14 protein-coding genes are annotated in these 14,057 nt (G+C 33.5%); 4 read left to right on the plus strand and 10 right to left on the minus strand.

The genetic code is table 11. The features are described from left to right. Positions 1 to 3: 3 nt before the first annotated feature. The 8 genes from CD172_RS02970 to CD172_RS03005 all read right to left on the minus strand — a co-directional run bounded on the left by CD172_RS02970 (position 4) and on the right by CD172_RS03005 (position 7,391). Positions 4 to 669: a response regulator transcription factor gene (locus CD172_RS02970; RefSeq protein WP_037565675.1), complete on the minus strand. Its 666-nt coding sequence runs from the start codon at positions 667 to 669 to the stop codon at positions 4 to 6. Between the two features lie 185 nt (positions 670 to 854). Further along, the gene (locus tag CD172_RS02975; protein WP_103345441.1) at positions 855 to 1,772 is read right to left on the minus strand and encodes a sensor histidine kinase; all 918 of its coding nucleotides are present in this window, start codon (positions 1,770 to 1,772) and stop codon (positions 855 to 857) included. 17 nt (positions 1,773 to 1,789) lie between these two features. Next, a complete protein-coding gene (locus tag CD172_RS02980) occupies positions 1,790 to 2,542 on the minus strand; it encodes a hypothetical protein (RefSeq protein WP_103345442.1) in 753 nt (250 codons plus the stop codon). Further along, positions 2,526 to 3,449 (minus strand): ABC transporter ATP-binding protein, encoded by a 924-nt coding sequence (locus CD172_RS02985; RefSeq protein WP_103345443.1) that lies wholly within the window; start codon positions 3,447 to 3,449, stop codon positions 2,526 to 2,528. Before CD172_RS02985 ends, CD172_RS02980 begins: the two co-directional genes overlap by 17 nt. 82 nt (positions 3,450 to 3,531) lie before the next feature. Next, positions 3,532 to 4,200, minus strand: a complete 669-nt coding sequence (locus tag CD172_RS02990) for a response regulator transcription factor (protein WP_103345444.1) — start codon at positions 4,198 to 4,200, stop codon at positions 3,532 to 3,534. Between the two features lie 245 nt (positions 4,201 to 4,445). Then, positions 4,446 to 5,072 carry a DUF4064 domain-containing protein gene (locus tag CD172_RS02995; RefSeq protein WP_051879696.1) on the minus strand — a complete coding sequence of 209 codons (627 nt, stop codon included), beginning with the start codon at positions 5,070 to 5,072 and terminating at the stop codon, positions 4,446 to 4,448. Positions 5,073 to 5,168: 96 nt separating this feature from the next. Further along, complete coding sequence (locus CD172_RS03000; RefSeq protein WP_103345445.1) at positions 5,169 to 5,969, minus strand: hypothetical protein; 801 nt, start codon at positions 5,967 to 5,969, stop codon at positions 5,169 to 5,171. Between the two features lie 621 nt (positions 5,970 to 6,590). Then, on the minus strand, positions 6,591 to 7,391 hold the full coding sequence (locus tag CD172_RS03005) for a hypothetical protein (RefSeq protein ID WP_103345446.1): 801 nt from the start codon (positions 7,389 to 7,391) through the stop codon (positions 6,591 to 6,593). Between the two features lie 563 nt (positions 7,392 to 7,954). Here CD172_RS03005 and CD172_RS03010 point away from each other — a divergent pair. Further along, on the plus strand, positions 7,955 to 9,337 hold the full coding sequence (locus CD172_RS03010) for an amino acid permease (protein ID WP_103345447.1): 1,383 nt from the start codon (positions 7,955 to 7,957) through the stop codon (positions 9,335 to 9,337). A 113-nt stretch (positions 9,338 to 9,450) separates the two neighbouring features. Here CD172_RS03010 and CD172_RS03015 read toward each other — a convergent pair whose 3' ends face one another. Both CD172_RS03015 and CD172_RS12920 read right to left on the minus strand, forming a co-directional pair. Next, complete coding sequence (locus CD172_RS03015; protein ID WP_037565666.1) at positions 9,451 to 10,644, minus strand: spr1629 family repressor/antitoxin; 1,194 nt, start codon at positions 10,642 to 10,644, stop codon at positions 9,451 to 9,453. Between the two features lie 19 nt (positions 10,645 to 10,663). Next, the gene (locus tag CD172_RS12920) at positions 10,664 to 11,413 is read right to left on the minus strand and encodes a spr1630 family ClpXP-sensitive toxin (RefSeq protein WP_174167405.1); all 750 of its coding nucleotides are present in this window, start codon (positions 11,411 to 11,413) and stop codon (positions 10,664 to 10,666) included. A 315-nt stretch (positions 11,414 to 11,728) separates the two neighbouring features. On the opposite strand from CD172_RS12920, the gene CD172_RS03025 reads away from it, so the two are divergent. From CD172_RS03025 to CD172_RS03035, 3 genes are all read left to right on the plus strand, one after another. Then, the gene (locus CD172_RS03025) at positions 11,729 to 12,229 is read left to right on the plus strand and encodes an isoprenylcysteine carboxyl methyltransferase family protein (RefSeq protein ID WP_085622616.1); all 501 of its coding nucleotides are present in this window, start codon (positions 11,729 to 11,731) and stop codon (positions 12,227 to 12,229) included. Between the two features lie 160 nt (positions 12,230 to 12,389). Next, entirely contained in the window at positions 12,390 to 13,883 is a 1,494-nt protein-coding gene (gene lqo / locus CD172_RS03030) for an L-lactate dehydrogenase (quinone) (RefSeq protein WP_037565663.1), read from the plus strand. A gap of 17 nt (positions 13,884 to 13,900) precedes the next feature. Then, positions 13,901 to 14,011 (plus strand): SE2200 family small protein, encoded by a 111-nt coding sequence (locus CD172_RS03035; protein ID WP_081858189.1) that lies wholly within the window; start codon positions 13,901 to 13,903, stop codon positions 14,009 to 14,011. Positions 14,012 to 14,057: the final 46 nt, after the last annotated feature.

Genomic DNA, 14,057 nt, shown 5'->3' on the forward strand with positions numbered 1-14,057 from the left:
TCTTTACACTTTGTATCCAACATTCTTTTTCGTTTGTATAAAATCCACTAACCCAATTTGTTTTAATTTTTTACGTAAACGTGACATATTCACTGCTAACGTATTGTCATCGATGAAATTTTCAGATTGCCAACATTGTTCGATTAATGTATTACGACTGACATAATGGTCTTCATTTATAAATAACTGTTGCAAAATTTGGAGCTCTGTAAGTGTTAAAGATAACGTTTGATCCTGATAAGTGAGCATCGCCTTGTCGACGATCAAATCGCATCCTTTAGCATGCAACTGAGATTGTTCTACTTTAAAATCATAAGACCGTCTTAACAACGCTTGTATTTTCATAATGGTTAACTTTAAATTAAACGGTTTTTCTATAAAATCATCCGCTCCCATTTGCATCGCCATCATTTGATTCATATTATCAGATGCCGAACTGATAAACATAATCGGCACTTGTGAAGATTGACGGATTTCCTGACACCAATGAAAACCATTAAGGTGTGGAAGATTGATATCTAAAAGTACAAGGTGTGGCTGAAGCGAGTGGAATTTTTCAGTAATCGCATAATAGTCTTGAACATTGACCGCTTCATGATTCCATTTTTGAAGTTCTTTTACTAAGCTTTCAGCAATAGTAAAATCATCTTCCACAATCATAATTTTCATACAACCACTCTCCTTTTTTATCATAGTACCATAAGTTAACAAATGGATAAGATAACTTTATCAAAAAGATACAAATTTATACCACTATCTGAAATACAGTCCCATGTACATGTCATATATAAAAAGCGCGCCCATCACATCGTATGTGTAATGGCGCACTTAATTTCATCATAATGTACAATGTTTCACGTGACACATGAAGCACCCCGTTGCAATGTTAAGCGTATTTCAAACATCGGTGCATTAAAATGCAACAAGGCATCCCCACTCTGACGTTGCATGAGTGTTTTCACAATGTATAACCCTACACCCGTTTGTTTGTGGGTCCGACTTTCATCAAGCGTATAAGACCGTTCAAACAACTGATGCAACTGCTCTGGCGAAGGTTCATGGTCCGTATCATTTTGAAAGCTTACAGTGACATGCTCACTCTCATCTAGAATACTAATTTTGACACTACTTTTCGCATACCGCAGTGCATTTTGAATCACATTGTCTAAAACTCGTATCATTGATTCTTTATGTAAATAAGCGTAATGTGCTGTTGTTATTTCAAATGTCAGGTCGATATTTTTGAGCGTAAACTGATGATAATATGAAATCAATTGATCTTGTATAAACTCACTGATGTTCACAGAATGTAAATCAAGTTCATAATCGAGTGCATTGATATACGTGAGCTCATGGAAAAGATTCACACTATGAATTAAGTGTGTCGTCTTTTTATCGATAATCTGTGCATAAGATTGCATCTCATTTACGTTTTGTGATTCTTGCATTAATTCTGTATATCCTTTGATTGCTGTTAATGGCGTGCGTAAGTCATGAGACACATTGTTAATTTCTTTATTAAGCATTAATTCTTTTTTTCTAAAAAATTGACGTTGCTCTTTTAAATGATGGATATATCGATTCAATTCGCGTATGACGGGTTGACTTTGTTTCATATGCGACGCCGAACGAATGACTTGATTGGTATCAGTATCTTCATTTAAAATTTTCAACTGTCTTTCGATATTATTAATCTCATTAAGCAATCGCACGTATTGACTTCCTAGCATAACACTGATGATGACCAACACTACAACACAAATAAAGATCATTACGCTTCATCCTTCGTTTAATACTCTAATTTTTTAAATTTAACATACCCTATGATGAGACCGACAATACCAATACACAAACCAACACCCCAATATTGAATGCCTAAACTCACTTTCCCCGTCATATATAGTTCTAATATGTGATCAAATAAATATTGTGGTGTCAGTTTAAACAAAGGCTTGAAACCATCATTTAACAACGTTAAACCATACAAAATGCGATGCACACCGATTTGTAAACATAAAAGTACTGCTATAATGACACCTATCGCATTCATTCGCATACTAAATAATGCATGCGCAACAGCGAGTATCCCTACCACAAGTGGACACATATTAATGATACTCAATGTAAAATCACTGATATACGTTTGTCCATCTTTAAATAGAAGCATTCCAAATACAATCATGATGATATAAGAGACTAAACATATAAATAAGAAATACCCAAAAATCATCATCAATTTTCCAAAATAAATGACTTTCAAAGGCACGTCATATGCGATACTCACTTTGTCATTGTATTGTCGTTCTTTAGAGTGAAAAAATTGCGTAATAATGATTCCTACAAAGATAATTAATCCACTAAATCCAACCACATTGACATAATAAAAACGCGCGTTGTCATAGGGGAAATACGAACCTTGTTTGCCCATAATATAAAGTGTTATCGCGAAGAATATGATGAGGGTAAAACATACCAATGGCAATATATAAAACGCCTTACTTCTAAGCATGAGGTAGCGTTGACTTTTAAGATAATTTATCATATTTGCTGCCCCCTTCCCCTTGTAAGAAGTAGTTTTCTAAATTAAACAGTTCTTCTTGAATCTGAGCGACACGGATACCGTTCTCCCACATTAGCGCATTGAGTTGCGTTGTATCCATATGTGCGGTATGGATAACAATGGTGTTGTCTTCAAGCACTTTATATTGTATAGCGTTGTCCAATTCCTCTATGACTTGAACCGCTTTCGAAGGACGGTCTACTTTTAACGAGATTGCTTTTTGTACTTTATTTAATAATGTATCCTTACTAATAGACTCAATAATGTGACCATTCTCAATAAAGACAAATTGAGTCGCAATTTGTTGTAATTCACTTAAAATGTGACTTGATATTAAAATGGTCATTCCCAATTCTTTATTGAGTTGTGTAATGAATTGACGAAAATCTCTAATGCCTTCTACGTCTAAACCGTTAATAGGTTCATCTAAAATTAAAACATCCGGGTGATTAAGCAATGCTAACGCAATACCAAGTCGTTGTTTCATTCCTAAAGAGAACGCTTTTACTTTCTTTGTTTCATTTTCTAAACCGACTTGCTTTAAAATAGATTGAATATGTTGAATATCGACCTTTCCCGTTTGCATCGCAATATATTCCAAATTTTGACGTGCTGTGAGGTGACGCATGAATACTGTTGTATCAATGAAAAAGCCAATGCGTTTACGCAATTCTTGACTCGAATCATCTAACGTTCCAAACAATTCTAATGTGCCCCCTGAAGGTTGAATATGATTCGCCATCAATTTTATGAGCGTCGATTTACCTGCACCATTTTTCCCAATTAATGCACAAATGTCTCCCTTTTTCAAAGAAAAATCAGTAGGATGTAGCGCATACTGTGTTCCATATTGTTTAAATAATTGATTGGTTTTGATTACATATGACACAAAAAAACCTCCTTCTATGATTTTACTATAGAATCAGAGGTCTCAAATTACTTTAAATAAAAGATAAAGAAAGTATAAAGATTTAAACAAGCATAAATCCAATGCCCCACACCGTTTTTATATAAGGATCGTCAGTATAAAGGCTTAATTTTTTTCTTAAATTCGAGATATGTACGTTAATTGTATTATCATCGCCGATATATAACCCCTGTAATGTTTCATATAATTGACGCTTTGTAAATGGAGTTTCAGGCTGTGTTAACAATAACGCCAAAATATCGAATTCTGTATTTGTTAGTTCCAAATAATGTTCATTTACATAAACTGTACGTTTAGTAGGATTCAACTCAAGTGCTTTCCATTTTAAAACAGTAGGCATGGTGCTAGCCTGAATATTGCGCAATTGTACTTGAACACGTGCCATAAATTCAGCTTTCGAAAACGGTTTGGTGATATAGTCATCCGCACCAGATAATAATAATTCAACTTTTTCATTTACTTCGGATTTTGCCGAAACGACGATAATTTTAGCTGTGATGTTATTTTTTAATTCTTTCATTAGCTCATTGCCAGTCTTTCCAGGAAGCATAAGGTCTAAAATGATTAAATCATAGGGGGACGATAACACTTTGGAAAGTCCCTCATCACCTGTATAAGCGATGGTTGCATGTGTATCTAAACGAGCAAGATTTAAAGAAATAATATGCGCAATTTCAACATCATCTTCTATTATTAATGCTTTATATTTCATAGTCACACCTCTATGATGTTTCGTTTAAACTATATTATATCAAAACTTTATTTTCATGTTTGGCTCATTTCTTTAAATCATCCATCACGACAGCTCTGAGTACTTTAATAGATTGTCCTTGACGTCAAAGGCACCTATCATGACTACTTTCGTTTCAAACGGGTTCAAATGACATGGCACAATCATTTGAACCCATTTTATGAATACAATATAAAAAAGGAACCTCAATGAGGCTCCTATTGTTATTAATATTTATATGGATCTTTTTGAATATCTTTAGAACGTTGTTCCTCTGCTTCAGAACGGAAATGTTCATCGTCATGTTGTTGCGTATGATGTGATGTGTGCGCTTGTTCAGATTGACTGTTTGTTGAACGTTGTTCACTGTGTCTTACAGGGTTATGGTTTTCAACATGTTGCGGCTCACTATGATTCACTGGTTGGTTATTGTTTTGCATTGATTGTGATGCATGTGGTTGCGCATGCGTTGGTGCTGGTTTTCTAACAAGCAACATAATACCTGCGACTAACCATAAAATACCAGAGAGTGAAAAGAAAAAGCTGAGCACACCTGCAATAATAAGTAAAATCCCTGCAAGTTTCGTCTTTTTATTAATGAAAACACCACCGACAATCGCAAGAATTAATGCAACAATGCCGAATATTACAGCAAAATTGATAAAAAAGTTATAAATCATAACTACAAATTGTGCTTCATCTACTGTATATGTACCATCTTCAAGTAATGCTGTTTCAAATTCATTACTGTTTAAGCCAATCACTAATGCCAAAAATCCACAAAATAAAATAGCGATAGTTTGTATTCCAACACCTATCCATGTTAAAACTTTTTCAGCTGTTCGTTTGATCATAATTGTTATCTCCTTATTGTTTTCTATAATGTTAAATGAAATTAATACCTAGTTCAATACAAATATTAAAAAATTATCTCAAAAAGATTTATTATGTTATATATCTTCATCTACGTTCAACGTTTTTGTAGATTGTTGTGCTGCAAACACTAAAATGATGGCTACTAATGAAAATAAAGCACCAATGTTCATTACAAAACTTTGAACAATGAATGTGACGATTGTAATCATCTTCCAATTTTTACTACCTATCTTTTGATATAACATTATAAAACCGAGTACTATCGCAGAAATGTATATAAATAAGGTTATTGGAGAGAACATATAAGTAATGATTTGTGGTGTATCTACGATAAAAAACCATCTTGCCCAAAATGATGGCAGTAATAAACTGTCAAAACTTGATAAATGCGCACTAATAATGGGTTGTTGTATTAAAATCATATATGGCGCGAACATACGTAAAATAGGTGAAACAGCAACTAAGATAACACTCATGATTAACAATCGCTTAACCCATTGCGTCACGTCCAATTGATGATGATACTTAGCGGCAATGATACACCACAAAATGCCTCCTAAAGGATTCGTTATAAAACTTAAAAACCCTAAACCACCCACAAATAGCGCATTCACTGTACCTGTTTTCAAGTACTTAAAAAAGACAAAACACCCAAAAATAAAAATAAGACAATTTAATACAAGACCTACGCTATAAAGGGACATGGAAGCATATACATTCATTGCACGTTCCCAAATATTCCATTTACTAATTTCGTCATAATAGAACATATTATAATCAAGATTGTTTAAATTAAAAAAATTAAAAAGGGCTATAGACAATTGTATGATGAGCGCAAGACCCATCAGTAATTTTATTAAATCTTTCTTTTTCAATATCAACACGCCTCTATATCTATTAGTATTTTTAATTTTGTAAAATCTTTTTAAACTACTTTCCCCTCCCTCTACTTTAAATGAGGGAATCTTTCTCATGCTACTCGTATCCATATCCAAGCTAAAGACCTATTAACGGGGACGTTAAATATAAGGTAAACCTTCAAAATCAATAAACCCTAAATGTTGTAATAAGGATAACACGAAGATGTTGGATGCATTCATGTGTTTTATAGTTGCGTTTATGCAAATGAATACGCGTATCGAATAATAAACTGTAACGATACTTGCATAAAATAAAACAAATGTATGATTAATTGTACACCAAATTATCAACAATTTCGTAATACAATAATACGTGTATCACGCAACATCTTATTAACGATCTCAATAAACTTCGAATTGCTTTATACAAGACGTTTATTGTAAAGCTAAGAAAAGTATCACCATGACGTCACATAAAAAGCCATACAACATCATAATGACACTATTTACACAAAAGACATGTGATACTTTTATGCGTGTTTTATCGACCTGATGCTTTTACATCTGTGTCCCCTTAGTCATTTTAATATATTTTTAACGTTTAATTTTGACAAATATCCGACAAATTCATCTTTTTTACTCCGAATTTGGGATTTTCACACATGCGTTGGGTAATTTTTCCGTTTCTTGATTACGTCTCTTTAGCACCAATGATGTAAATAAAATGGCAGCGATATTAAATAATGCAGCTGAGTAGGACAATGTCATCGTCGCAACACATAAAAACTTAAGACTATCATGACATTTTTGAGTGTTTTGATGTACCATACCCGTACAGATAAAGGCATAAATCGCACCGATAAATGACATTAAAAGTACCAATAATATTAAAAACACGATAGATGCTCCCCCTGCTGAGTTCGCACTTGAAAATATCATGAATAGACCTGGTTCAAGTGCCCCTCCTTGTAAACCATCATGTATACCTAAAATAAATACGATAGGCAATCCTAAGAACAGCCAAGCCAATAATATGATTCCAATGATAATCGTACTGATAACCGTTAAGACATTTAACACTTTTGTCGAAATAAGACGTGCACCTACGTAAATCCAACAAAATCCTGCTATAGGACTGTAATAAAGCACCAATACACCTAAAATCAAATATACAATTCCTACATTTGAGTTAGAGAGACCGAATTTGAAATAAATAATCCCCAAAGCCACCATACAGATATAAAGCGTCAATATGATATATATCGATATATGGGGATCACTAAGCGCGTATCCAAACAGCGTTAGGGGTCCTATATCTGAATGTTTCGATATTGAAGGTAAAGTTGCAGCGATAAATGTATACAACAATATACAAATGACATTGACTATACTGCCGAACAGTAATAATTTTCGCAATTTGCGTTCATCTGACACCATAAACATTGCACCCCTTTATAGTTCATTAATATAAGAATAACATTTTCCGTTATCGATACAACATAATTTTTTAATTTAATATAAAATGTTTTGAGTTGAACGAATCAATAACAAATCTTCCAGACCGATATCCATTGTTGAAAATTGTATTATTTTTTATCTAAAAAACTTTTATAAAAAAGCAAAATACAGCATACATTTTAGTTGAAATGCACTTTCTGTTTATTTTCTTACAATAGCAAACGCGGCAGTCGATAAGCATTATCCCTATAATTTGTAAGCGTTTACAATACTGTGATGTCAATTGTACATTCAGTAATTCTTATATAAACTAAAATCGCGCATAATTAAACATATTATATTTATATATTGTCTCACGTGATTTTAACATTACATCTAAAAACATTTTTGCGAATTGTTGTTATTTTCAGATAATGGGTATAAAATACTCACATACATCAAAGTGTCAAATCAAAAGACATGAATTTTTCTTGTAAAAACAATGGGGAACAATCGCACACAAAGGGAGAATACTTCACTTCAAAGTGATGGGAGAGAACATTATGACAAATGAATTAAAAAGAGAATTGAGCAATCGTCATATTCAATTAATCGCAATCGGTGGCGCTATAGGAACAGGGTTGTTTTTTGGATCTGGTAATACCATTTCCAAGGCTGGTCCTTCCATTCTATTTACGTATATGATTGTAGGATTTTTTCTATTTATGTTTATGCGTGCAATGGGAGAGATTTTACTCGCAAAATCAAAATTCAAATCATTCCCAGAAATCGCGCATGAATATTTAGGACCATTCGCAGGATTTATTGTCGGTTGGTCTTATTGGATGTCTTGGGTGATTACAGTAATGGCAGACGTCACAGCCATCTCGCAATACATTAAATATTTTAACCCGAACATACCCACATGGTTAACTTGTTTTGCGATTATACTTTTATTACTGACACTTAATTTAACAAGTACAAAATTATTTGGTGAATTAGAGTTTTGGTTTGCGATTATTAAAGTGGTGACTATTATCGCATTAATCGTTGTCGGTGCCGTAATGGTATTCTTAGCATTTAAGTCACCGTCAGGCAATACGGCAAGTGTAACAAACTTATGGAATCATGAGGGGATGTTTCCATTTGGTTTAGCCGGCTTTTTAACATCATTCCAAATGGCCGTATTTGCGTTTACAGGTATCGAATTTATTGGTATTACTGCTGGTGAAACGAAAAATCCTGAAAAAACATTACCACGTGCCATTAATAGCGTGCCGTTACGTATTATTATTTTCTATGTTGGTGCACTAGCGGTCATTATGATGATCGTGCCTTGGAATCAAATTAATCCTGAAAATAGTCCATTTGTTGGTTTATTCGCATTAGCTGGGATTCCTTTTGCGGCAGGATTAATCAACTTCGTCGTTTTAACTGCGGCAGCATCATCAGCGAACAGTGGTATTTTCGCGAATAGTCGTGTGCTCTTTTCACTTGCGGATAAAAAACAAGCACCCAAAGCGATGCACCGCCTTTCAAGTCGTGGCGTCCCACGCAATGCATTGCTTGTTACATGTGGATTAATTTCAATTACAGTTATTCTTAACTTAATTATCCCTAATGCGGAAACGGTATTTGTGTATATTACTTCCGTAGCAACTTCAATTACTGTTGTCGTTTGGGCACTCATTGTTGTTGCCTATATTAGTTATCATCGTAAAGACCATGCGTTGCATAAAGCAAGTACCTTCAAATTACCAGGAGGCGTGTTCACTGCGTATGCGGTCCTCGCATTTTTCGCCTTTATATTAGTACTTTTATTAATAGAACCTGATACTCGCATTGGATTTATTTTATCTCCAATTTGGTACGGTGCCCTTACATTTATTTATTGGCGTCACCGCGCAACCATTAAAAAGCATGCAGACATTGCCAAACATGCGTAAAATCAAATAAAACATGTCATATGAAAAAAGCCCTCGAAAGTGTTCAACCACTTTTGAAGGCTTTTACTTTTGTAAAATGTTATTACAACATGCGTACTTAACGCTGTACCGTACTATTTTTTTCTATCAATAGTAACGATTGAATTTAATATTTGATCTTTTTGACTTTGATGATTAATGGTCATAAATTTGTAAAATACATTAGAATTAATTCTTAAAAGATTTTGGAAAAATTCAGGGTTCACTCTGAACATCTCTAAAAGTTCGGCTGGTTGCAAAACGCCTTTTTCAAATAATAAATTGAGTAAACTATTAATTTTAATTGGTCTAGGTAGTTTGATATCTTTATCTAAAGGCTCAAGTTGTTTGTACCCTTTTTTATTGATCAATGCCCAAAAATATCTATATTGGGATTCCGTTAAGCCTCCTAAATAATAAGCTCGCATCGCCATTGCTTGTATGGAAACGTGCCATTTCTCTTTCAACAACATATAATGCTCTGGATTAGACTTCTTGTTTAAATTATTAAAGTCTTCCATAAATGCTTCTTCTGGTAATAAGAAATAAGCTGCAAAACAATCTGCTTCTTTCTCGATATCTTTAAATTCTTCTTTAGATAATAAATCAAACTCTATTTTCCTGTGCAGTAATAAATGACCTAATTCATGAGCGATATCAAAGTTTCGTCTTACAGCGATACCTTTATTATCTCCTAATACAATGAAAGGTAAATTACTGTCAGACCAATAACTAAATGCATCTGTATATTGATCAAGTTGTTGTTCAAATACAATGATGCCAGTTTTTTCAATTTGTAAAAGTAAGTTGGCATTAGTAGAGGAACCGATAATATATTTGCGCGCAATACATGCTATTTCATTAATTTTTTCTTTAGTTAATTTCTCGTGACTCATTAAAGCTTCTACTTGATTTAGAATGTCATAAATGGCCAACGTTGGTTGAGAAATATTTGAAAATAAAAATTCCGTCAAATTGGTCATAAATGTAGCTTGGTAATGTTGTTTGTTTAAAATTTTAATTGACGTATTTTGATTTTTTGATCTGAAAGCGATGCGATGTCTATCAACTGATTCATTAGAAAAGTAACTATGTTGTTCTTTCATAAAAAAATTTGTTTTAACATGAAACGTATTCGCTAAACTATAAATCTTGGATATGTCTGGCATCGCATTTTTAGCTTCATACTGCCATATCGCTTGTTCACTTACATTAAGTTGTATTGCTAATTCATTCCTACTCATTCCATTGAGTTGTCTGATATACGTCAAATTTTTACCGTAAAACATTTTTAAACCACACTCACTCTTATTTTTCAATTTCTTCAGGCAGAATTTCAAACCCAAATGTACTTGGTTCTTCTGTTAAAATATCCTCATCATCAACTTGTTTTAACACTTTCACTTCATTTTCATCAATAGAATACGATTCATCATGACGTGTTAATATATTTAAAGTAGGTGTTAAATCCTTAAGCATGATTGCTTTATTCGTTTTAGGATTTGGCAACCATACTTTTATCGATTTTAATAACTTTGAATAAGTGTCAATCTCATAAGTAATGATATTAAAAGCACCACTTTTTTCATTAGCATTACCTTTATGAGAATCATGTAAATAATGCTCCATTGTCAATTGATAAGGGCGATTTAACTTTTCATTAACATTATCAAAGTCGTAATTCATATTAATCTCAATTAATCTTTTTAAATACTCTTTTTCTTTACCACTTTTAGTATTGATCGGAGTTTTACCTATCGTTACTCTGTCTTCATCAAAATAATTATAATTTCTAATTATAAAAGATAAGCCATGTTCAATGTCTTGTTTGAATTTGAAATTTAAAAATTTCCATGAAGGGCCTGCATTTTGTTTCTTATAATCTACAAAACGCTCCATATGACGTGCGACTTGGTGTTCAATGTGATTTGATTTCACATAGGCATAAGCTTCACTGATGACTAAGTTTTCAAATGCATGTTTTCTAACTTGAATATAGTCTTTATATCCTGAAATAATGCCTTTAACTAATAATTCATCAAAAGTGTTTTCTTTCATACCAATCACCACTTTCATTTCCTTAATAAGGTCATTTTAAATGACTTTTTTTGAAAAATCCACTCATTTCTTAAAGTAAAAAAGACTATTACCATAATATTTTAAAGTAGCTTCGACATACTTTTATATTCCCATGGATTAACTCAAATTAAAGCTAGATTTAAGTTTAATTTAATGGTTTTATTCTGCGTCTCAACATACAATGTAACTACAATGCGATCCCGACGTGATACCCGTAGATGGCAACCAAGATCTCTCACCATTATCACGTTGGATTGCATTTTTTTATTCTAAAAAAGAAAGAGATGACAATTAATGGTTTTAACATTGCTAGCCGCTTTTTTCGTTATCCGTTTGTACAGTTTATACATATCTATCAATAATGCTAAAGCACTCATTGCTGAAGGCGCCAAAGAATATGGTCAAGCAAATTCTAAAGGTTTAGCTGCGACTCATATTCTTATTTATGTTGGAGCCGCTTTTGAAGCATGGATGCATCACACAACATTAGGTGCTATCAACGTGATCGGTCTTATCATACTTATTCTTAGTTACATTGTACTATTTCATGTTATCCGCACGTTAGGACGTATTTGGACATTAAAAATCTTTATTTTACCGCACCACCCTATTGTGAAATCAGGTCTTTATAAAATCACAAAACATCCAAACTATTTCTTAAATATTATTCCAGAACTACTTGGTGTATTATTACTAACAAGTGCGACTTATACATGGATTTTACTTTTACCTTACGCGCATTTTCTAGTTAAACGTATTATACAAGAAGAAAAATTAATGGAATCTTTCAATTAATACCGTATTTATCCCTAACTTTTTTAAGTTTATGCCATACAATTTAAAATTTCTTTATCTGTGCAATTCCATAATAAAAGTAAATGTAATATAATTAGAGCATATCGTTTAAATATAAGCTTATGCTAATGGTTATAACTAAATTTGAAAGGTGATAAATATGTCTAATCAGTCAGAACCTAGAAACATCATTGTAGTTGGTGCTGGTGTGCTTAGTACTACGTTTAGTTCAATGATTAAAGAACTTGAACCAAACTGGAACATCAAGTTATATGAACGCTTAGATCGTCCAGGTCTTGAAAGTTCTAATGAACGTCACAACGCTGGTACAGGTCATGCTGCACTATGTGAATTGAACTATACGGTATTACAACCAGATGGTTCAATCGACATCGAGAAAGCGAAACACATTAACGAGGAGTTTGAAATCTCTAAACAATTCTGGGGCTTCCTAGTAAAAAATAAAAACATTTCAAACCCACGTGAATTTATCAATCCATTACCTCACATTAGTTTCGTACGTGGTGTAAACAATCGTAAGTTCTTAAAAGATCGTTACGAAGCAATGAAACAATCACCAATGTTCGATAACATTGAATATACTGAAGATATCGAAGTAATGCGTAAATGGATGCCATTAATGATGAAAGGCCGCGACGCGAGCGACATTATGGCTGCAAGTAAAATCGATGAAGGTACAGATGTTAACTTCGGTGAATTAACACGTAAAATGACTTCTAATATTGAAGCACATGACAATGCTGAAGTGAAATACAATCATGAAGTAATCGATTTCATGCAACGTGAAGATAAAAAATGGGAAGTTAAAATCCGTAACCGTAACAGCGGTAAAGTCTTCACTGAAATTGCACACCACGTCTTTATTGGCGCAGGCGGTGGCGCAATTCCATTACTTCAAAAAACAGGTATCCCTGAAAGTAAAAACTTAGGTGGATTCCCTATCACAGGTCAATTCTTAACATGTACAAACCCAGAAGTTGTTGAAGAACACGGGGTTAAAGTATATGGTAAAGAGCCACCAGGTACACCACCAATGACAGTACCTCACTTAGATACACGTTATATTAATGGTGAGAAAACGTTATTATTCGGTCCATTCGCAAGTGTAGGTCCTAAGTTCTTGAAAAACGGTTCTAACTTAGACTTATTCCGTTCTGTTAAGCCATACAACATTATGACTTTACTTGCATCAGCAGCGAAAAACTTACCTTTAATCAAATACTCATTCGACCAAATTTTAATGACAAAAGAAGGTTGTATGAATCACTTACGTACATTCTACCCAGAAGCACGTGATGAAGATTGGGAATTATATACTGCTGGTAAACGTGTTCAAGTGATTAAAGATACTGAAGAATACGGTAAAGGTTTCATCCAATTCGGTACAGAAGTGGTTAACTCTCAAGACCATACTGTTATCGCATTATTAGGTGAATCACCCGGAGCATCTACATCTGTATCTGTTGCATTAGAAGTACTTGAAAAGAACTTCCCAGAATTAACTTCTGAATGGACGCCAAAAATTCAAAAAATGATTCCTTCATACGGTAAATCATTAATTGAAGATGAAGCGTTAATGCGTAAAACACGTAAACAAACTTCTAAAGATTTAGAATTACACTATTACGAATAAAAAGGAGTCGTTGCGACATGAAAGCACTCGTTACATTAACAGTCGTAGTTGGCGTCCTTGGCGGCGCGTTTGCTGCTTTAAAACGTTACCAACAACACGTTAACAAAGCACCAAATATCGAATACTAAAGCCCAAAAAAGCACGTATCATGAACCCATGATACGTGCTTTTCAT

It is taken from the genome of Staphylococcus agnetis, assembly GCF_002901865.1.
GTDB classification, from domain to species: domain Bacteria; phylum Bacillota; class Bacilli; order Staphylococcales; family Staphylococcaceae; genus Staphylococcus; species Staphylococcus agnetis.